This is a genomic window from Cytobacillus kochii, from assembly GCF_020171845.1.
GTDB lineage: Bacteria > Bacillota > Bacilli > Bacillales > Cytobacillaceae > Cytobacillus > Cytobacillus kochii.
Map to the genome: position 1 here is coordinate 243,600 of NZ_JAIVAM010000007.1, position 18,876 is coordinate 262,475.

24 protein-coding genes are annotated in these 18,876 nt (G+C 37.6%); 7 read left to right on the top strand and 17 right to left on the bottom strand.

Going from position 1 to position 18,876, the window contains the following annotated elements; translation table 11 throughout:
- Positions 1–16 precede the first annotated feature (16 nt).
- Positions 17–1,225, top strand: coding sequence for a M20 family metallopeptidase (locus tag LCM23_RS12340; protein WP_224937218.1), 1,209 nt, complete (start codon positions 17–19; stop codon positions 1,223–1,225).
- A gap of 171 nt (positions 1,226–1,396) precedes the next feature.
- Here the strand turns inward: LCM23_RS12340 and LCM23_RS12345 are convergent, their stop codons facing one another.
- The 8 genes from LCM23_RS12345 to LCM23_RS12380 all read right to left on the bottom strand — a co-directional run bounded on the left by LCM23_RS12345 (position 1,397) and on the right by LCM23_RS12380 (position 7,339).
- On the bottom strand, positions 1,397–2,176 hold the full coding sequence (locus LCM23_RS12345) for a hypothetical protein (RefSeq protein WP_224937219.1): 780 nt from the start codon (positions 2,174–2,176) through the stop codon (positions 1,397–1,399).
- A 210-nt stretch (positions 2,177–2,386) separates the two neighbouring features.
- Positions 2,387–3,184, bottom strand: a complete 798-nt coding sequence (locus LCM23_RS12350) for a DUF4097 family beta strand repeat-containing protein (RefSeq protein WP_224937220.1) — start codon at positions 3,182–3,184, stop codon at positions 2,387–2,389.
- Positions 3,177–3,734, bottom strand: coding sequence for an HAAS signaling domain-containing protein (locus tag LCM23_RS12355; RefSeq protein WP_224937221.1), 558 nt, complete (start codon positions 3,732–3,734; stop codon positions 3,177–3,179). The genes LCM23_RS12350 and LCM23_RS12355 overlap by 8 nt, the downstream gene beginning before the upstream one ends.
- On the bottom strand, positions 3,727–4,050 hold the full coding sequence (locus LCM23_RS12360) for a PadR family transcriptional regulator (protein WP_224937222.1): 324 nt from the start codon (positions 4,048–4,050) through the stop codon (positions 3,727–3,729). The genes LCM23_RS12355 and LCM23_RS12360 overlap by 8 nt, the downstream gene beginning before the upstream one ends.
- A 152-nt stretch (positions 4,051–4,202) precedes the next feature.
- On the bottom strand, positions 4,203–4,955 hold the full coding sequence (locus tag LCM23_RS12365) for an amino acid ABC transporter permease (protein ID WP_224937223.1): 753 nt from the start codon (positions 4,953–4,955) through the stop codon (positions 4,203–4,205).
- 18 nt (positions 4,956–4,973) lie between these two features.
- Positions 4,974–5,672: an amino acid ABC transporter permease gene (locus LCM23_RS12370; protein WP_224937224.1), complete on the bottom strand. Its 699-nt coding sequence runs from the start codon at positions 5,670–5,672 to the stop codon at positions 4,974–4,976.
- A gap of 51 nt (positions 5,673–5,723) precedes the next feature.
- Entirely contained in the window at positions 5,724–6,569 is an 846-nt protein-coding gene (locus LCM23_RS12375) for a transporter substrate-binding domain-containing protein (protein ID WP_224937225.1), read from the bottom strand.
- Positions 6,570–6,586: 17 nt separating this feature from the next.
- The gene (locus tag LCM23_RS12380) at positions 6,587–7,339 is read right to left on the bottom strand and encodes an amino acid ABC transporter ATP-binding protein (protein WP_224937226.1); all 753 of its coding nucleotides are present in this window, start codon (positions 7,337–7,339) and stop codon (positions 6,587–6,589) included.
- Positions 7,340–7,553: 214 nt separating this feature from the next.
- Here LCM23_RS12380 and LCM23_RS12385 point away from each other — a divergent pair, with 214 nt between their 5' ends.
- The gene (locus LCM23_RS12385) at positions 7,554–8,708 is read left to right on the top strand and encodes an acyl-CoA dehydrogenase family protein (protein WP_224937227.1); all 1,155 of its coding nucleotides are present in this window, start codon (positions 7,554–7,556) and stop codon (positions 8,706–8,708) included.
- Between the two features lie 199 nt (positions 8,709–8,907).
- On the opposite strand, the gene LCM23_RS12390 is transcribed toward LCM23_RS12385, so the two are convergent.
- The 7 genes from LCM23_RS12390 to LCM23_RS12420 form a co-directional block, all read right to left on the bottom strand.
- Positions 8,908–9,051: a hypothetical protein gene (locus LCM23_RS12390; protein WP_224937228.1), complete on the bottom strand. Its 144-nt coding sequence runs from the start codon at positions 9,049–9,051 to the stop codon at positions 8,908–8,910.
- Positions 9,052–9,141: 90 nt separating this feature from the next.
- The gene (locus LCM23_RS12395) at positions 9,142–9,561 is read right to left on the bottom strand and encodes a hypothetical protein (RefSeq protein ID WP_224937229.1); all 420 of its coding nucleotides are present in this window, start codon (positions 9,559–9,561) and stop codon (positions 9,142–9,144) included.
- Between the two features lie 212 nt (positions 9,562–9,773).
- Positions 9,774–10,991, bottom strand: a complete 1,218-nt coding sequence (locus tag LCM23_RS12400; protein ID WP_224937230.1) for an MFS transporter — start codon at positions 10,989–10,991, stop codon at positions 9,774–9,776.
- A 21-nt stretch (positions 10,992–11,012) separates the two neighbouring features.
- Positions 11,013–11,279: a hypothetical protein gene (locus tag LCM23_RS12405; RefSeq protein WP_224937231.1), complete on the bottom strand. Its 267-nt coding sequence runs from the start codon at positions 11,277–11,279 to the stop codon at positions 11,013–11,015.
- Positions 11,280–11,331: 52 nt separating this feature from the next.
- Positions 11,332–12,363, bottom strand: coding sequence for a DUF2804 domain-containing protein (locus LCM23_RS12410; RefSeq protein WP_224937232.1), 1,032 nt, complete (start codon positions 12,361–12,363; stop codon positions 11,332–11,334).
- A gap of 12 nt (positions 12,364–12,375) precedes the next feature.
- Entirely contained in the window at positions 12,376–13,002 is a 627-nt protein-coding gene (locus tag LCM23_RS12415; protein WP_224937233.1) for a histidine phosphatase family protein, read from the bottom strand.
- A 19-nt stretch (positions 13,003–13,021) separates the two neighbouring features.
- On the bottom strand, positions 13,022–13,822 hold the full coding sequence (locus tag LCM23_RS12420) for an MBL fold metallo-hydrolase (protein WP_224937234.1): 801 nt from the start codon (positions 13,820–13,822) through the stop codon (positions 13,022–13,024).
- Between the two features lie 339 nt (positions 13,823–14,161).
- Here LCM23_RS12420 and LCM23_RS12425 point away from each other — a divergent pair, with 339 nt between their 5' ends.
- On the top strand, positions 14,162–14,593 hold the full coding sequence (locus tag LCM23_RS12425) for a GNAT family N-acetyltransferase (protein ID WP_224937235.1): 432 nt from the start codon (positions 14,162–14,164) through the stop codon (positions 14,591–14,593).
- A gap of 201 nt (positions 14,594–14,794) precedes the next feature.
- Here LCM23_RS12425 and LCM23_RS12430 read toward each other — a convergent pair whose 3' ends face one another.
- Entirely contained in the window at positions 14,795–15,418 is a 624-nt protein-coding gene (locus tag LCM23_RS12430; RefSeq protein WP_224937236.1) for an acyltransferase, read from the bottom strand.
- A 172-nt stretch (positions 15,419–15,590) separates the two neighbouring features.
- On the opposite strand from LCM23_RS12430, the gene LCM23_RS12435 reads away from it, so the two are divergent.
- From LCM23_RS12435 to LCM23_RS12450, 4 genes are all read left to right on the top strand, one after another.
- Positions 15,591–16,049 (top strand): MarR family winged helix-turn-helix transcriptional regulator, encoded by a 459-nt coding sequence (locus LCM23_RS12435; RefSeq protein ID WP_224937237.1) that lies wholly within the window; start codon positions 15,591–15,593, stop codon positions 16,047–16,049.
- A complete protein-coding gene (locus LCM23_RS12440; protein WP_224937238.1) occupies positions 16,046–16,522 on the top strand; it encodes a glutathione peroxidase in 477 nt (158 codons plus the stop codon). Before LCM23_RS12435 ends, LCM23_RS12440 begins: the two co-directional genes overlap by 4 nt.
- Before the next feature lie 109 nt (positions 16,523–16,631).
- Entirely contained in the window at positions 16,632–17,345 is a 714-nt protein-coding gene (locus tag LCM23_RS12445; protein WP_224937239.1) for a TspO/MBR family protein, read from the top strand.
- A gap of 21 nt (positions 17,346–17,366) precedes the next feature.
- Positions 17,367–18,095 carry an alpha/beta family hydrolase gene (locus LCM23_RS12450; RefSeq protein ID WP_224937240.1) on the top strand — a complete coding sequence of 243 codons (729 nt, stop codon included), beginning with the start codon at positions 17,367–17,369 and terminating at the stop codon, positions 18,093–18,095.
- Between the two features lie 35 nt (positions 18,096–18,130).
- Here LCM23_RS12450 and LCM23_RS12455 read toward each other — a convergent pair whose 3' ends face one another.
- Entirely contained in the window at positions 18,131–18,784 is a 654-nt protein-coding gene (locus LCM23_RS12455; RefSeq protein ID WP_455738027.1) for a spr1630 family ClpXP-sensitive toxin, read from the bottom strand.
- Positions 18,785–18,876 lie beyond the last annotated feature (92 nt).

Genomic DNA, 18,876 nt, shown 5'->3' on the forward strand with positions numbered 1-18,876 from the left:
TAGAAGGAGGATTTATATGTTAGAAAAGCTTTATTCATTACTACAAGAACATTATAACGAAATGGTTGAAATCAGAAGACATTTGCACCAGCACCCTGAACTTTCTTTTCAAGAAGTGGAAACACCCAAATTCATTGCTAACTATCACCAAAAGCTTGGACATGAAGTCCGAACTGGTGTAGGAGAGCGTGGTGTTGTCGCTAAATTACATGGAGCAAAGCCTGGAAAAACCATCGCTTTAAGAGCGGATTTCGATGCATTACCCATTCATGAGGAAAATGATTTTCCTTATAAGTCTAAAAAACCCGGTGTCATGCATGCTTGCGGTCACGATACACACACAGCGACATTACTTGTTTTAGCAAAAGTACTCAATAAACTTCAAAATGAAATTGAGGGCACAATTGTCTTCATTCATCAACATGCGGAAGAATATATGCCGGGTGGTGCGATTGCGATGATTGAAGATGGTTGCTTGGAAGGGGTCGATGTTATTTTCGGTCAACATATTTCATCCGGTGAACCATTAGGTGAAATCGGCTATCGTTCTGGGCCACTCATGGCAGCAGCTGACCGCTTCCATATTAAACTCCAGGGAAGAGGTGGACATGGCGCCCATCCTCACGAAGCAAATGACAGTATCGTTCTCGGCGCTCAACTCATTGTTAATCTCCAACAAATCGTTAGCCGCCGTATTGATCCACTCGAATCTGCTGTTCTTTCTATTGGTGAATTCGATGCCAAAAATGCATTCAATGTCATAGCTGATTCTGTCACACTTACAGGAACGGTTCGAACCTTTAACGAAAACATAAGGAATAGGATGGAAAGAGAAATCGAGCGTGTAATCGAAGGAACCTGCTTAACTGCGGCTGCAAGTTATGATTATAAATATGTTCATGGCTATCCAGCTCTTGTCAACCATGCAGCTGAAACAAAGTTTGTTGCTCAATTAGCTGGTGAGGTTCCTGGTGTAACTGCGGCTGTAGAGATTGCCCCTCGTATGGGTGGTGAAGACTTCGCTTACTATTTACAAAAAGTTCCTGGCACCTTCTTCAATACCGGTGCAGCTATTGTTGGAAGAACACCATACCCTCATCATCATCCTAAATTTGATATTGATGAAAGAGGCATGCTCATTGCAGCAAACATGCTCGCCACAGCTACAGTAAAGTATATGGAACAACAAGGTGTAGTGGATACCACAGTCATTGAGACGCTTTAATCTGTTCTGAATACTTTGTTTTAGAATCATGATTGATGTGATCCACTCTTAGAGTCTTAGAGGGTGTAGGTTTTACTGAGGGCGGTGAATGCTTCTTTTTATATACTTGTGGCAGCAATTTCTTACCACTTTATTTGCATGGTTAGAAGTCGCCTTCTACAAGAAGAAGAATTACCATATGCATAAGACTGTATTACGCGCAGTTGCCACTGGGTCTTCCTTTGCTTTTGCGCGTATCTCCTTTTTACGCGCAGTTGACTCTGCGTTTTCCTTTCCTTTTGCGCGTATTTCTCTTTTACGCGCAGTTGACTCTGCGTTTTCCTTTCCTTTTGCGCGTATTTCTCCTATACGCGCAGTTGGCCCTAAGTTTTCCTTTGCTCTTGCGCGTATTTCCTTTTTACGCGCAGTTGCCACTGGGTTTTCCTTTACTTTTGCGCGTATTCCCCTTTTACGCGCAGTTAGCTCTGCGTTTTCCTTTGTTTTTGCGCGTATCTCCCTTTTGCGCGCAGTTGCCACTGGGTTTTCCTTTACTTTTGCGCGTATCTCCCTTTTACGCGCAACTGGCTCTAAGTTTTTCTTTGCTTTTGCGTGTATTTCCCTTTTGCACGCAGTTGGCTCTAAGTTTTCCTTTGCTCTTGCGCGTATTTCCTTTTTACGCGCAGTTGACTCTGCGTTTTCCTTTACTTTTGCGTGTATTTCCCTTTTACGCGCAATTGACTCTAAGTTTTCCTTTCCTTTTGCGCGTATTTCCCTTTTACGCGCAGTTGACTCTAAGTTTTCCTTTCCTTTTGCGCGTATTTCTCTTTTACGCGCAGTTGACTCTAAGTTTTCCTTTCCTTTTGCGCGTATCTCCCTTTTACGCGCAGTTAGCTCTGCGTTTTCCTTTGCTTTTGCGCGTATTTCCCTTTTACGCGCAGTTGACTCTAAGTTTTCCTTTGCCTTTGCACACAACGCATTCGTTTTTCCCTCCTGTCTGAGTGCCGTGATTACTTATTTTTCTATACTACCCCTCAATTCCTAGCCGAGTACAACATTCCTTCCTTTTAGCAACTCTTAATCACCGGGACACCCTCTCCCAACATACTAAATTATAATATTTTCCACAAACGGGTTTCTGCCGAGAAAAAAGAGACAGCCTCAAGGGACTGCCTCCTACCTTCCTTATTTTTCCGTTAATTCAATGCTCCCATTACTTGTCTTCAACTTCACTTCTACCGACCCGTCACCAATGGTTCGATTTCCTTCATTCGATCCAAGGATATGCACCGAACCATTGCTCGTGTTAGCTGTGATGGTTGTATTGTTAACTGCTTCTTCTACCTCAACAATAATCGCTCCATTGGAAGTAGCCAAGTCTAACGGAGAGTGAATAGTTGGTAGTGACATTTGGATAGCTCCATTACTCGTTTGAGCTTTTATTTCACCTTGTATATCATTTGCAATGATTGCACCATTACTCGTTTTTGCATGAATATAATCACTATCAAGTTGCTTTAATCGTAGCTTTCCATTCTTCGTATCTAATATGACTTGATTGGCATTCAACTCCGATACATCTATGACACCATTGCTGCTTTCGACACTTATTTCTTCATATGCTTCTCTTGGTAAATAAACTTCTATTTGTTTATTAAACTCTTCTAAATCAAAACTAAATAAGCGAAACGTTCTTTTATCCGTTTGATGCTCTACTTTCAAAGTGTCTCCTGCAACGGATACTTTGAAATCCTCATGTTCTTTTCCTTTCATTTCACCACTTAATCTAACCTCTGCCTCGCCATCGGTTGGAGCGAGGATAACTTGGGCATTATCTGTTTTAACCTCTACATTGTTAAAGGCTTCTTCAATTGTTTTCGTCTCCGAAACATTTTCTGCTTGCAATTGCCCATAGGTAAACGCAAACCCTACTCCACCAACGCAAACGAGCAATCCACCAATTAATAATAACTTCTTAATCACCCTTCATACCTCCTTTAACAATCGAGACGTTATAAGAAAGATAACGAATAAAAATTTTCTTCATGAATTTAGTAACATACATCATAGCGACCAATAATAATAACCCCAACCCACAAAAAAGAATAGCAGCAAATAAGTTCACTAATTCAAATGATGAGGTTATAAAAATGTCGATGAGCACTAATAAGGGTGAAATAATACCTGCAAAACTTACAATCCAACCGGAAAAGATTATACTGACGATGGCAAGGAAGGGACCGAGGACAATGATTAGATTAAATAGACCTAATCCAATGACAGCCAATGTCGCCTGCAAAATATTTTGGATGCCACCATCACCTTTTGCTTGCTCGATATGGTAACTCGCCTTAACCTCCTTAGCAATGCCTCTCGGTGAACCGAGATCTTTAGCAATTTCCTCCTCTGTTTTCCCTTCTTCTAATCCAAATTCGAAATGGGCTTCATAATCTTGAAGTAATTCCATTCTTTCTTGTTTATCAATATCTTTTAATTCCGCTTCTAAGGTGATGAGAAATTCCCGTTTATTCATCTTTAACACCTTCTTTTATTAAATGATTAACCCCGTTTGTAAATTGGTACCACTCTGCTAACAACGCCTGTAAATAGATGCGTCCTTTATCTGTTAACTGATAATATTTTCTTGGTGGACCTTCTTTAGATTCCTGTAAATAAGTTGTAAAATACTCTTCCTTCGTTAACCTGCGCAATAATGGATAAACCGTACCTTCAGATATTTGAATTTGATCAGATATCTTCTGTACGAGCTCATATCCATAATGATCCTGCTTATCAAGCAAAACTAAGACGCATAACTCGAGCACACCCTTCTTAAACTGGACGTTCATTTTCTTCCTCCTTCCACTACTATATATTATATAGTACTAAACAATATATGTTATTAAATTCTGTAATCATACTATAGCAGGTAGTATTATACATTGCAAGGTACTGAATGAAATTTTCCAAAAAAAAGAAGCCCGTAGACTTCATTTTAGCTTTAGACTCTTAAAGGAACATCTTTACTAATCGTTGTGTTCATTTTCTTTTGCTTTATCTCTTTATTCCTCATTTTTCCTTCTATATAGGTAAATAGCACTTCCAATAACCAACAAATCAACCAATAGATCAGAGCAGCGACTAAGTACATTTCCAAAAAGTGATAACCATCATTAGCAATGATTTTTGCCAGTGCCATCACTTCTACAACTTTTACCGCAAATGCTAGTGAGGTCGCCTTTATTAAACCAATAAATGTATTTCCCAAGTTTGGTAAGGCCACTAAGAAAGCTTGCGGGAGGACAATTCTTTTTAACGCTTGAAAAGTAGTCATTCCCACAGAATGGGCCGCTTCCATTTGTCCGATTTGTACAGCATTTAAGGATGCCCGCATAATTTCTGCTTGATAAGCTGATACATTAATTGTGAATGCAATAAAAGCGTAAAGCAGTGGTGAAATATGATCAGCATTATAGGCTGTACCGAAAGATTGATTCATTTTTTCTAATAGAACAGGCACACCGTAGAGGAATACATATAATTGTACCAATAATGGCGTACCTCTAATAAATGATATATAAATAATGAAGAGGCGATTAAGGATAGGGACGCGATAAATTCGGCAAAGAGCAATTAGCAGACCGAATATCAATCCAAACACCATTGCAACAACAGCAATCGCTAAGGTGATAGGCACCCCTTTTAAAACCTCAGGAATCTGCTCAATAGCAAATTCAAAATTGATCATAGGCATTAAGTGTTCATTCCTTCATTATAATTTGGATAAACTGATCTTTCCTTTCTTTAAAACCTTTTCTAATGTACTAATGACCATTTCTATTAAAATACAAGTGCCCCAGTATATAAGAGAAATGACGACATAAATCTCAAACATACCTATACCATGGTTATTACCTAATATAATCCTTACTTGACCCATAATATCGATAATACCAATCGTGAATGCTAAGGAAGTATCTTTTAATAGCTCGATAATGTTATTACCTAAATTCGGTAAAGATAAAACGAAGGCTTGAGGCAACACCACTCTCCATAATGCTTGTGTATAAGTCATTCCTACACTATATGCTGCTTCAAATTGATCCTCACCAACTGCCAAATAGGCAGAACGTACAACTTCTGAAAGATAAGCAGCATTATGCAGGGAGAGACTAATTAAAACAAAAATCATCCGATCCATACTATTAATATCAATTTGAAAAGCTAATAACAGCTGTGGTAACCCAAAATAAACAAGAAATAATTGCACTAATAAAGGTGTCGATCGACAGAATGAGAGATAAAATGTTGCGATTTGATAAAGTACTTTGAATCTCTTAATACGGATAATCGCTATAGCTACGCCTAAGACTAATGAACAAACTAATGAAATGAGTAACATAAATAAGGTGATTGGTAGCTTATCTAATACTTGTATAAACAAACTAAACCAATCATTCACCACAGACATTCAACCTTCTCCCCTTTCTAATAACAAAGAATAATCCGTAATTCGATGTGATTACGGATTAAATTTATAGTTTTCCTCATTGATATAATCTAAGTTCTCGAAGAAATTGACTTCAAACCATTTTTCAGCCAAATCTGGTAAGGTACCATCCTCAATAAGCTCTTTCGTCACCTCATCGAACTCTTTAGCTAATTCTGTGTGTTCTTTATTAAAGACGGCATAAACAGGCTCTTTTGACACAATCCCGGCCACTTTCAAATTTAAATCCAACTCTTTTTGGACAGCATTGAATGTTGTTACATTAATAAACATGGCATCATCCTTACCATCATTAACCCGCTCTAGGTTATCTGCATTAGAAGGAAATTCAATACTCTCAATATCAATTTGCTCATCAGGATTGTTTTTGTTATAACTATTTAATATTGTTCTTAAACCACCACTAGGAGACATCGGTGCTAATTTTTTGCCTACCATATCTTCTAATGTTTTGATATCTTCACGATCTGGTTGTGTTACGAGAGAAGTGAGTGAATAACCAAATTCCTGTTCTGGATAAAGGAACTTTTCTTCTCTTTCAGGGTTTTTAAAAAACCAATTAATCGCAAAATCATATTTGCCTGTATCCACGCCAACTAAATTTGCTTCCTCTTCTCCCCAAACATATTCAAAATGGTAGTCTTCTAATTTCTTTTCTACTTCTTTCAAATAATCCATATCGTAACCAATTGGCTCATTATTATCGTCCGCATATAGGAATGGTGGATTCACCTCGTCACTTATGGCGACAGTAATAACTTTCTTACCATCTTCAGTTGTCCCATTACTTGAAGACGAGCACCCAGCAATGAATAAAACGCTTATTATAATTAAAAATGCAATATTTAACCCTTTCATTTTAGTCCTCCATTCTCTTAGATAGTAAAGTCTGGTTCTTTCATTATTCTTTTTAAAAACTTCCTTGTTCTCTCTTGTTTCGGGTGAATAAGAATGTCGTCAGGCGACCCTTGTTCGATAATCTGGCCATCATCCATAAATACCACTCTATTCGAAACCTCACGAGCAAAATCTATCTCATGGGTGACAATCATCATCGTAACTCCACCACTAGCAATTTCTCGAATAATTTCTAGCACTTCTCCTACCATTTCCGGGTCAAGTGCTGAAGTTGGCTCGTCAAACAATATAACGTCCGGATTGAGCGCTAACGCCCGGGCAATCCCCACTCTTTGTTTTTGACCTCCAGAAAGTTGTTGCGGATACGCATTGATCTTATCTGCTAAACCTACCTTAGTTAGAATGTCTATCCCGATTTCTCTCGCTATTTTTTTCGATTTTTTTTGTGCGACGATTAAACCTTCTGTGACGTTTTCTAGAACCGTTTTATTCTCAAAAAGATTATAGTGTTGAAAAACCATCGCCGTCCTTCTTCTTAATTGGAGAATGTCTTTCTTTACTGGTTTTTTTGTTTGTATCGTTAAATCATGGATTGATATTGTTCCTTCGTCTGGTTTTTCCAAATAGTTCACACATCTAAGGAGCGTTGTTTTTCCTGAACCGCTCGGACCAATAATTGTAACAACATCCCCTTTGGATACTTCTAAATCAATACCTTTTAATACATGGTTATTTTTAAACTTTTTATGAATATGCTTCAGTAAGATCATTTAAACCTCACTTTCCTGCATTACTGCATCGGTGTTAGAATTTTATAAAAAAAGATTAACAAAACAATTTCTATATGTAAAGTCGGAATTTTATTATTTTTTAAATATTTCAACAAACCAGTATCCCCTCCTTGACGAACCTGAACCACTTGTTTAACATTTAAACCAACAAAGGAAGTAGGGATTAGATCGTTCATTAGAGGAGGAAGAGACATTGGTTTCACAATTATTCGTGAAGACGGAAGAGCAGAGAAAGTGGTTACATGCATTACAGACAAAAAAAGCGACGTTTCTTAGTCGTTCACAAGAGATAGATGAAGAGGCGAAATTCCCTCATGAGAATATTCGTGAATTAGTGGAATTAGGTTATACAAAAGTGACATTACCTAAAAAATATGGCGGTGAGGGGCTTGGTGTGTATGACATGGTTCTTTTCCAAGAAACTCTTGCTTCCTACGATAGTGCCACTGCCTTAAGTATCGGCTGGCATGTTGGTGGATTAGGTGAAATCTATGAAAAGCAATTATGGACAGAGAAACAACTTGCCTCTTTTGCAAATGATGTACAAAAAGGGGCACTTGTGAACCGGTCTGTGAGCGAAGCACAAACAGGTAGCCCGACAAGAGGTGGCAGACCCGGAACAACTGCTGTGCGCCAAAAAGGTGCGTGGGTTATGAATGGCCGTAAAAATTTTACAACCATGTCGCCTGCTTTAACCTATTTTCTCACTTCTGCCTGGATAGAGGAGAAACAAACGATTGGCTTTTTCTTAATTCATAAAGATACGCCAGGATTATCTATTGACGAAACATGGGACGTCGTGGCTATGAGAGGAACAGGAAGTCATGATCTCGTATTAGATCAAGTAGTCATTCCTGAAGAGGCACTCGTTGAAACAATTGCTGACAGGGGAAAATCTTTAAATGGATGGGTATTACATATCCCCGCCTGCTATCTCGGAATTGCTCAAGCAGCTAGAGATTATGCCGTACAATTTGCCTTAGAGCATAAACCAAATAGTATAAAGGGGTCTATTAGTGAATTACCGAATGTACAAACACTTCTCGGTGAAATCGATGCCGCTTTGCTTGCTGCAAGACACCTACTCTATCACGTGGCCGAAGTATACGATGATATAGATAGAAGAAAATATATTGAAAACGAACTATCTGTTGCTAAATACCAAGTCACACATGCAGCACTTACCGTTGTCGATAAAGCGATGCGTGTCGCAGGAGCAAAAAGCTTACAACGTAATAATCCACTTCAAAGATATTACCGAGACGTCCGTGCTGGTCTTCATAATCCGCCAATGGACAATATCACCATTCAAAAACTTGCCGAATCAGCGATTGCTGTCTATAAATAAGGGCAAGCTAGAATCAGACACGAGGGAATTCCAAAATTAAAATTCTCCGTGTCTTTTTTTGTGGCGATAAGTAGCGTTTGGAGGTGATTGGGGAGGTTCAAACTGATAGGATAACATTTGTAGTAGGGGAATGGGGGATTTCGACTCAGCGCATTTTTGTCACTTGTTATGTTTGTCATCACGAATTTGGCAATCTATCTTACCACTTGCTTTTTCTCATGACTATTTTAGGTCCGTCACCACATCTTTTTGCTTTTTCATTTGGGATGTGTTCGGATTTCGTTTTTGACAACACAACTACTTGCTTTTCATCCGTGTTATGTTCGTATTCCCATTTTGGCAACTCACCTACCTCCTTTTCATACGAGTTGTGTTCGTATTCCTAAATTGACAACTCATCTACCTGCTTTTCGTCCGTGTTATGTTCGTATTCCTATTTTGGCAACTCACCTACCTCCTTTTCGTCCGAGTCATGTTCGTATTCCCATTTTGACAACTCACCTACCTCCTTTTCGTCCGAGTTATGTTCGTATTCCCATTTTGACAACTCACCTACCCCCTTTTCATCCGAGTTATGTTCGTATTCCCATTTTGACAACTCACCTACCTCCTTTTCATCCGAGTTATGTTCGTATTCCCATTTTGGCAACTCACCTACCTCCTTTTCATACGAGTTGTGTTCGTATTCCCATTTTGACAACTCATCTACCTGCTTTTCATCCGAGTTATGTTCGTATTCCCATTTTGACAACTCGTCTACTTGCTTTTCATCCGAGTTATGTTCGTATTCCCATTTTGACAACTCGTCTACTTGCTTTTCATCCGAGTTATGTTCGTATTCCCATTTTGGCAACTCACCTACCTCCTTCTCGTCCGAGTTATGTTCGTATTCCCATTTTGACAACTCATCTCACTGCTTTCCATCCTAGTTGTGTTCGTTTCTCCAATATGACAACCCATCGTTCTGCTTTTCATCCTAGCTGTGTTCGTATTGAAACTTTCACATTTCCCAACACTTCTTTTTATCTTTTTTTCCCTAATTACCTCCACTATCCCTATTTTCCTTCAATCCAGTGGTCTCATCTCACTTAGCCTCACACCATTGTGTCTATATTTGAATAGAAACAGAGATAATAAGCTTAATATTGTGGTCCCGATTAAGAAGGGCAAATAAGTGTTCCATTCAGTTATCACCCCTGCTAAGAAAGTAGCGAGCATTCCGGTAAGACTTGTCAGAACATGTACTACGCTTCTGACGCGAGCGATTAAATGATCGGGTGTAATTCCTTGTTGGACAGAGATTTGGACAACAAATCCCATTGATAGCGCACCATCAAATAGAACCATCCCCAAACACATCAAATAAAAATGACTAGTGGTCAAAAGTATAATCCCAACCCCTGAGACAGCCATGAGGATACCTAGGAAAGGTAGCCAATTCATTTGCTTAAACCGCGGCATGAGAAAAACACCTAGCAGATTACCAATACCGGCGCATGACAGTAACAGTCCAATTTGTGTTTCTGAAAAAGATAGCGTTAAATCTGCATGCATGATGACACTGAGGATGATAAAGGTGGTACTAAAAGAGAGGGATATCGCTGTTAAAGTAATTAACATTTGTGGCGTATTAATAAAAAGTTGGCCCATTCCTGCTTTCGATTCTTCGATAAAAGTCCTTACACTTTTTATTAAAGTTTGTTGTTTTTTCACCGTTGGTTGATGATTGTATTTTATGAAAATAAGCAGAAGCATGGCTGCGAGATAGAGCGTGCCACAAATGATGAGGGTAGTCGAGCCACCATATGTTGCAAGGAGATAGCCACCTAAGGCTGGGCCAATGAATGTAACAATGGCATCCGCTGCCTCAAGTAAATTATTCGCACTTAAAAGCCTTTCTCTCGAAACAATGCGGGGAATCATTGCTTGTTGGGCAATTTGAATAACAAGACCAGCAAAACCGAGTAAAAATATAATGATAGTGATCAACCATAGGTCCCCTATACCTCTAGCGAAAATATAAGAAAGAAAAAATAACAAACAGCCGTATACGAAATTGGCAACCCAAGCTACAGTCACCACATTGATTCTTTCAATAAACGTTCCTACTGGAATGGCAAAGAGAATCGATGCCGCCTTTTGCACCATTAATACAGCCGTCGTTATAATAGGAGACCCAGAAATACCGAGAACAATGAGGGGAAGGATAAGTTCATAAAAACGATCACTTAAAAGACGCGATAAGTAATGACTCCACACTTTAATAAATTCTTCGTTTATCATCGACCCACCCTCATTCCCCTTCTATATCGTTTTCGTATATTTTACCCATGCCAATACATTCAATAGAATTGTCACGACTAAAAGCACACTTGAAGCAAAGACAGCTGAACTGGTTATATCCATCAAGGCACTAAAATCTCCTATTTCTACAAGAAATTTTTGCACCATTAATTGGAATAAAATAGCCGTACTACAACAGATGAAACTTAAAAATGAATACGTCGTCCACCGTTTGGTATTTTCTTGTTCTCGACTAAGATTCAGCAACGGTAAGATCCAAGCAACCATGCCTAAAACCAGACTCCCTATATTTAACCAACCCATAATAACCACCTTTTTCTTACCATTTATTCTCCACCCTCTCAGCAAAACCAAGAAAGTCTTTCAGTACAATGGTTGTTCCATCATCCAATACCGCTTTACCAGTGAAATGACCAAATACTTGATGCTGATCACTAGAAATAACTATGACCGAGGTGTGGTCTTTACGATCTAAAATGGGGATGAAGTCCATTTCGAATCTTCCATCGCTTGAAGTGAATCGCCAAGGTGAGAGATAGTCAAGGATCCCATTATTTTGTGGGATATGGAAAGTAACTTCGTCCAGTTTATGGGCCACTCCATCATAGAAGAGCATATTTTCACTGGCAAGTGAAGTATCGCCAAAACCATAGCCGATATTAAAGCCGAATGTTTTCCCCTCGACAACACCAGATGCTGATCCCCAATACCACGTATTTTTATATATCCATACACCCCTGCCCCAGTCTAATGTAGCAAAGCTGTTCTTTTCCTGAAATTGATATTCTGTTTGCCCATAGTGGACACTGCCCTTTGCACGCATCCCGTTGATTTTTTGATTATAGTAAAACGCTTGTCGATCTTCCTTAAATGGAATAGCCATTACAATAGAATCTTTAGCCTCATTAACTAAATCAATGTCACAGGCAAAGTCAGTTTTACCATCGAAATTTTTCATATGACAACATAATTTCCTACCATTCTTTATATGCGAAAAAGACAGCTTAATTCGCTTATCTTGGTAAACAATATCGCCTTCCTTTGAAGTCGACGGTAATTTCAACTTCCCAAATGTAAGAGGCTTCATCATACTTGTCGTTCGATAAGAAGCACGCTTAAAATCAAGAAAAGACACACTCAATAAAGCCATGTAGGAATTGTCGGCAATGGTCAGAGCGACACCAAAATCATCATTACAAACTAAATAATAATCCCATTCCTTTATTCTCCACGCTTGAGCCTTGATGGCCTTTCGATCATATGTAAGCAGGAGCTGTTTTGCATACCCTGCTTGAACAAGTTCTCCTTTATCATTTAAAAGATGACCCGCTTCCGTCATTTCTCTCTGCACAACGTAACCTCCCTAAGTGAATTCATATTGGTCCGGTTGAAGATGAGACATATCTGCTTCCAATAGGATATTTTTCTGACCATTTACAATGTCAATTACTGAAAGACAAGTATCATGAATGTACGGGGCATCCCAAAGATTTTCCATAGGTATTTGTTTTAAGTAGGCAAGAAGCGTTTTAATTACGACCGTATGTGTTACAAGCAAAACATTTCCATTCTTATGGTTTGCCATCACTCTTTTTAGCACTTTTACTGCTCGATCCTGTACTTGCTGAAAACTTTCTCGTTCTGTTGGATGATAGAGATGAGGCGCACGCCAAAAGGCATGGAACTCATCTGCGTATTGTTTTTCTACATCTGATTGTTGCTGCCCCTCCCAACTTCCCATATAAATCTCTTGTAAATCCTCATCAGTAAAAATCTTAATTGGGCGATTGCCTTTAATCAGGCTCGCCGTCATCATCGTTCTTCCACTTGGACTGGCATAAATCGCATCAAACGGGACTTTGCTTAAATGTTCTCCTAATAATTTGGCGTTCTCCCTCCCAATTGTTGTTAGGTCAGAATCTAATCTTCCCTGTAGCCTTCTTTCTCTATTCCATTCTGTCTGACCATGTCTTGTCATGTATATTTTCACCATTCACCCTTCTTTCTGTCTAAAATCGGAAACTTATCTGTTGAAAGGAATGTATGCCTGTCCCAAATTGATCCAATTGATGACTCTTTAAATACTGAACTGCATCATATGCTTCCTGCAAAACAGTCGGTGCTAATCCTAATGTATGATGTGATCCGAACACTTTTGCAACATTGGGAATCAGCGCTATTTTTTCAATTGATCGTACGAGATCAGAGGGACTCGTCGAAGGATAAAAAGCGAATATAGGCTCGGTATCATACAATAAATCACCTGTAAATAGGTAGTTATATGTTTCATCAAAAATAGTAATATGCCCCGGTGAGTGTCCTGGCGTATGATAGATCTTAAGTTTTCGATTCCCTAATTGCAGCACATCACCATCCGCTAGTAAAGCGGTCGGCTCTCCTGTAAAAGGCTGATACGTTTCAGGATTAAATGTTTTTGGGGTGGGGATTGTAATATCTCTTTGTATATCAGTGCGGATTTGTTGGAGCGTAAGACCACTAATACCATTAATTAACCAGTCTTTATCTAGCTCATGAACGTAAATCGTATCGTACAATCCATGTCCACCAATATGATCGACATGAACATGCGTTGTTATGACCTCAATAGGTAAGGAAGTTAATTGATCGGTTATACGTTTAATGTTATCTATTCCAAGTCCTGTATCAATGAGTACCGCTTTTTCTTCACCAATGAGTAAAAACGAATGTACTTTTTCCCAGTGGCCATATTCACTAATCGCATACGTTTTACTATCAATTAATTGCACAGTAAACCAAGAATCTTTAATTAACACAAGCTTCACCTGCATTTCAAATTTTGGAATGGAAGAGTTTTTGAGGTACTTAATGTATAATGGTTGGTCTATTCTTAAGTATAGCAATTTTTGGTAGATGTGAATAGATAACGATATCTAAATAAGAGTTATCAACATTTGTATTAAATAGCTTCTATTAAATGGATCGTTTTGGAAGAAATAGAGCCATTTTTCAGTTCTTTTATCTTCTGAACTTAATAGAATTTATATATCTTTTTTTTACAAAGGTATGAATAACATCTATGAAAAAAGGAGACAGCTTCGTTCAGGGAGGGAATTTTTTAATCATTATAGAAATCTGAAAGAAATAATATTTGTTAGGTGTGATTAATAATGGAAATTAGGAAAGCCACATTGAATGATATCGAAGGGATAACTCAATTGATGGGGCATCTTGGGTATCCTACCACAATTAATAAAATGAAAATAAGACTAAATGATATATATTCAAATCCAGATTATCATACTTTAATAGCATCATCTAATGGCAAAATAGTTGGAATGATTGGTCTTGTTAAGGGTTATTACTATGAACTGGATGGATTTTATATCCGCATTGTTGTCCTTGTCGTAGATAAAAATTATCGGAATAAGGGAATAGGCAAACAACTATTAGAAAAAGCGGAAAGTTGGGCAAAGAATATTGGAGCAACTGGAATAGGGCTGAACAGCGGGGATAGACCAGAGAGAATTAGCGCTCATAATTTTTATAAAAAGAATGGTTATGTAGAAAGAAGTATTGGATTTGCAAAAAAAATGAGCTAAAAGTAGACAAGGATGCTAACGATTTTTAATATATTATTCTTCCACAATCTCAAGAGATTATAAGATTATCATACTACTCACTTAAGCTTGACCAATAAGCACTATTCCATTTAATTTATAAATTTTAAGCCTTATTACATTTGAAATATAATAAGGCTCTTCATTATTGAAATGAAATTCATCATAATTATCACTCCACACCTATAACCGCTCTCGACTCCAAGTTGTTCCTGTTTTGATTATCTTAGCTGGAGAGCCTGCAATGGTTGTATGTGCTTCGGAGAAAGGTTTAGTAACAACTGATCTTGCTCCGATGATCGTATCGTCCGGAATCACCGCGCCTTTGGAGATCAAGCAACTAGCAGCAACCCAAACATGATTACCAATGACCACATCCTTTGCACCGTTCAATCTTTCATTTGTTTCAAGGTCAAGAACGGAATGAGCATCTGTTGTTCTCACGGCTATATCATAAGAAAACATACAGTCCGCTCCAATGGTAATATTCTTTCCTTCTTGTGATAATAGATAGACATTCTTAAAGGTTGTTCGGTCACCCACTTTAATTGATTGTTTTTTGCCTTTTAATAATATATGACCAATCAAGTCGGTATTTTCCCCTATCATAATTTCATTATTTGAACCTCGTATGTGAATTAATATATTGGATAGTTTTGTCCCTTTTCCAATATGGATTTTATTATTTGAACCAGTGATTTTTAATTCAGCATTTTTAAAAATAAACGATTCTTCATCGTATATTAGTTGATTGTTTTTTCCAAATACTTTCGTCGTTAGTCCTTTAATTTCTTCTTGAAGTATCATGAAAATGGACCTCCTTACAATTATTGCTCGTATTATAACATCACTGAGTTATTGTAAAGGAGGAATTTACAGAAACTGAAAACAACTGTTACATATGATTTAATTGTCATCTTATTTTTGCATTTACATCGTACCCGATATATAATGTATCGTGTACGATTTAAATAAGGAGGTGGCCAAAGTAAAAGCACAGACCTTAGAGAGTCAATTATGTTTTGCTATTTATAAAGCAACAAATCAATATACTAAGTTATACCGGAAAGCACTGGAACCGTTTGACCTCACTTACCCTCAATATATTGTCTTACTCGCTCTGTGGGAAAATGATCATATGATTATTAAACAATTAAGTGAAAAGTTATCGTTAGGGATTGGTACCTTAAACCCCATTATTTCTAAACTAGTAAAAAAAGATTATATAACGAAAACACCCTCACCAATGGACAAAAGATCTGTAGTCATTTCATTGACCACAAAAGGAAGAAACTCCGAAAGTACGATATCAGAAATGATTTCAACTAAGGCTACAAAATGGGATTCATTTGCTATATTTGATGACCAATTCAAATTAAAATTACAAGAATTGAATACACTGTTATCTCAATTAAATGACGGGGAGGAGAAAAAATGAATTTATATGATATAAACGTAAAACTCGAAAACGGTACCAATTATCAATTGGAGCAATATGAAGGCAAGGTATTACTAATTGTCAATACCGCAACAAAATGTGGTTTGGCCCCACAATTTGCAGAACTTGAGAACCTATATCAAAAATATAAAGATGCGGGACTGGTTATATTAGGATTTCCTTCGGATCAATTTAAACAAGAACTCGACTCTGCTGAGGAAGCGAGTGAAGCTTGTCGGATGACCTATGGTGTTTCATTTCCTATGCATGAAATCATTAAAGTGAATGGAAAAGAAGCACACCCTTTATTCAATTATTTAACGACAGAAGCAAAAGGTTTTCTGAGCAAAAGCATTAAATGGAACTTTACTAAGTTTCTCATTGATCAAAATGGAAATGTGGTAGAGCGCTTCGGTCCTACAGACAAACCAAGTGATTTTGAGGAAAAAATAAAACAACTACTATCAAATTAAGACATATGTCACTTCGCCTTCCCCCTGGTAGATAACTATGATTATTACCGTTCACTTTAGGGTATTACAATTAATACCATCATTTTATTTATCAAGGGGAGGCTCATTCATGAATCAGTCAAAGAAACTAGGTATTGTCTACCTTATTACTTTCGCTATAATGATTTTCTTAAATTATTGGTCCGCTACAAATGTTGGCAATGTTGCTGATGCTAACCAACCTTTATTACAACCTGCTGGTTTTGCATTTTCCATTTGGGGGTTCATTTATTTCCTTTTATTTATTTGGATTATCAGAGCTTTTTTCGTGAAAGGTGATGCTGTTTATGTAAAAACTAGCTACCTACCAGCTCTTAACTTTTTATTAAATGGCTGTTGGATTCTAGCTTTTACTGCTCAAGCACTACTTACATCAGTAATCATCATTTTTGCTTTACTTGTCACCTTAATTCTGATCTATGGCAGAATAAACGATACCACTCATACTTTCTTTGAAAAACTACCATTTTCCATTTATATTGGTTGGGTTTCTGTAGCAAGTATTTTAAATGTATTTGTTTGGTTTGTAGGGATGGAACAGACTGTTTTTCTCGGATTGAATGAAGTGACTTGGACCTTTATTATGTTAGCAGTTGCTACAATATTAGCGATTGTTTTCTCTATTCGATTTAAAGACTTTATTTATACACTTGTTTTCATCTGGGCATACATTGGTATATATGCAGAAACACCTAATGATGCTGTGAAAACCTTTGTGATGATCCTCATCCTTTTATTAATCGTTATTTTTATCTATACGCTCTACAAATTTTTCAAAAAGTAAATACAACTTAAGAGGCAAATTATGAAGAAAATAATCAAATCAAAAGTATTCCTTATCCTATCAGCTCTAGTAGTTACAGCAATCGGTGGATTTTTCATCTGGACTCAGCTCACTTATCATTCAGTGAATGAGCCAACGATCCCCGTAGACAACCAAATAAGCGCTGAAGATGATTGGCTCTTATACGGTGACCCTAATAGTCAAATAGGTCTGATTCTTTATCCGGGTGCAAAAGTAGAACCCGAAGCTTATGCTTATATTGGTCAAGAATTAGCTAAAGAAAATCTATTTATCGCTATACCACATGTAACACTAAACATCGCCATACTTGATGTTTCTAAAGCTAACGAAATCATTAGTACGTATAAAGATGTAGATTGGTTTGTTGGAGGCCATTCAATGGGTGGTGCAGCAGCAGCCATGTACGCCGATAAAAACATAGATCAAGTACATGGTTTAATACTACTGGGTGCCTATGCCTCTGATAATGATACACTGACAAATTCGCAATTACCTGTCTTATCCATAAGTGGCTCAAATGATGGACTAAGTACGCCCGCTAAAGTTGACGAGAAGAAGGTTTTTCTTCCAGATGAAGCAGACTTCGTAGAAATCGAAGGAGGAAACCATGCCTATTTTGGTGTATACGGAGAACAATCTGGTGACAACCCAGCCGACATTTCTATTAAGAAACAACAAGAAACGATCATCGATACCATTATTCACTGGATAAAAGAACAAAAACAATAATTAAGAAGGGCTATCTCCTATAGATAGCCCTCCTGTTATTCTCCTCTAATTCCTTCTACTTCAATCTCTGTAATATGATAAGATGAATGAAATGCCAGAGGTAACCAGTCTTCAACTAAATGAATTTTCTTCATGCCCGGAGTTGGCATAAGCAGTTGAATTTTTGATAATAGTTTTGTTTCATCCATTTCATAGGAGACAATATAAAATTGATCAAACGTTTGTTTAAGAGAATCGAATCCACCGAAGCTTAATTGTTCAAAATTCTGAGAAGTGACGTCTTCTAACATTAACTGTTCTCCTACTTCATTCATTTGTTCTAATTGCTGCCAATCAATATGACGATTAATCTTGGAGAGTTCAACTAAATAGTGCTCCTCTTTTCGACTCGGTGATGATTGTGGTGAAGGTCCTCCACTTTTAATGATAAATAAAGAGTTTGTTGCCTTATTTTCGAATTTAAGATAACCCCATGCATAACCGGCTTTAGAAAATTCAAATTGAATCCCGAGTTTGCGGCATTCTTGTGCTACGGCATCTTCAATATGATTGCCTTTTACCCATGCATAACCTGTACTAATAAGCATTTCACGTTTCTTCTGTTCACGCTCATGAATGTAATGTCTATATCCTTTTAATATCCCATCAACAATCGCCTGACTTAATTCAGGTGAAAATTTATAATTCATCAAGTGATTATATCCTCCTAAGTTTTCTTTTTCACATATTCAACCTTTTTTGGAAAGGAAGATCATTGCTTGTTTTGGAAAAAAACCATTCT

What these genes read in the sequence shown, in the direction of transcription:
- LCM23_RS12400 (WP_224937230.1), bottom strand. Translation starts at nt 10,991, where the DNA reads ATGATAAACGAAGAATTTATTAAAGTGTGGAGTCATTACTTATCGCGT.
- LCM23_RS12405 (WP_224937231.1), bottom strand. Translation starts at nt 11,279, where the DNA reads ATGGTTGCTTGGATCTTACCGTTGCTGAATCTTAGTCGAGAACAAGAA.
- LCM23_RS12420 (WP_224937234.1), bottom strand. Translation starts at nt 13,822, where the DNA reads ATGCAGGTGAAGCTTGTGTTAATTAAAGATTCTTGGTTTACTGTGCAA.
- LCM23_RS12440 (WP_224937238.1), top strand. Translation starts at nt 16,046, where the DNA reads ATGAATTTATATGATATAAACGTAAAACTCGAAAACGGTACCAATTAT.
- LCM23_RS12340 (WP_224937218.1), top strand. Translation starts at nt 17, where the DNA reads ATGTTAGAAAAGCTTTATTCATTACTACAAGAACATTATAACGAAATG.
- LCM23_RS12425 (WP_224937235.1), top strand. Translation starts at nt 14,162, where the DNA reads ATGGAAATTAGGAAAGCCACATTGAATGATATCGAAGGGATAACTCAA.
- LCM23_RS12355 (WP_224937221.1), bottom strand. Translation starts at nt 3,734, where the DNA reads ATGAATAAACGGGAATTTCTCATCACCTTAGAAGCGGAATTAAAAGAT.
- LCM23_RS12450 (WP_224937240.1), top strand. Translation starts at nt 17,367, where the DNA reads ATGAAGAAAATAATCAAATCAAAAGTATTCCTTATCCTATCAGCTCTA.
- LCM23_RS12455 (WP_455738027.1), bottom strand. Translation starts at nt 18,784, where the DNA reads ATGAATTATAAATTTTCACCTGAATTAAGTCAGGCGATTGTTGATGGG.
- LCM23_RS12430 (WP_224937236.1), bottom strand. Translation starts at nt 15,418, where the DNA reads ATGATACTTCAAGAAGAAATTAAAGGACTAACGACGAAAGTATTTGGA.
- LCM23_RS12360 (WP_224937222.1), bottom strand. Translation starts at nt 4,050, where the DNA reads ATGAACGTCCAGTTTAAGAAGGGTGTGCTCGAGTTATGCGTCTTAGTT.
- LCM23_RS12375 (WP_224937225.1), bottom strand. Translation starts at nt 6,569, where the DNA reads ATGAAAGGGTTAAATATTGCATTTTTAATTATAATAAGCGTTTTATTC.
- LCM23_RS12370 (WP_224937224.1), bottom strand. Translation starts at nt 5,672, where the DNA reads ATGTCTGTGGTGAATGATTGGTTTAGTTTGTTTATACAAGTATTAGAT.
- LCM23_RS12365 (WP_224937223.1), bottom strand. Translation starts at nt 4,955, where the DNA reads ATGCCTATGATCAATTTTGAATTTGCTATTGAGCAGATTCCTGAGGTT.
- LCM23_RS12445 (WP_224937239.1), top strand. Translation starts at nt 16,632, where the DNA reads ATGAATCAGTCAAAGAAACTAGGTATTGTCTACCTTATTACTTTCGCT.
- LCM23_RS12380 (WP_224937226.1), bottom strand. Translation starts at nt 7,339, where the DNA reads ATGATCTTACTGAAGCATATTCATAAAAAGTTTAAAAATAACCATGTA.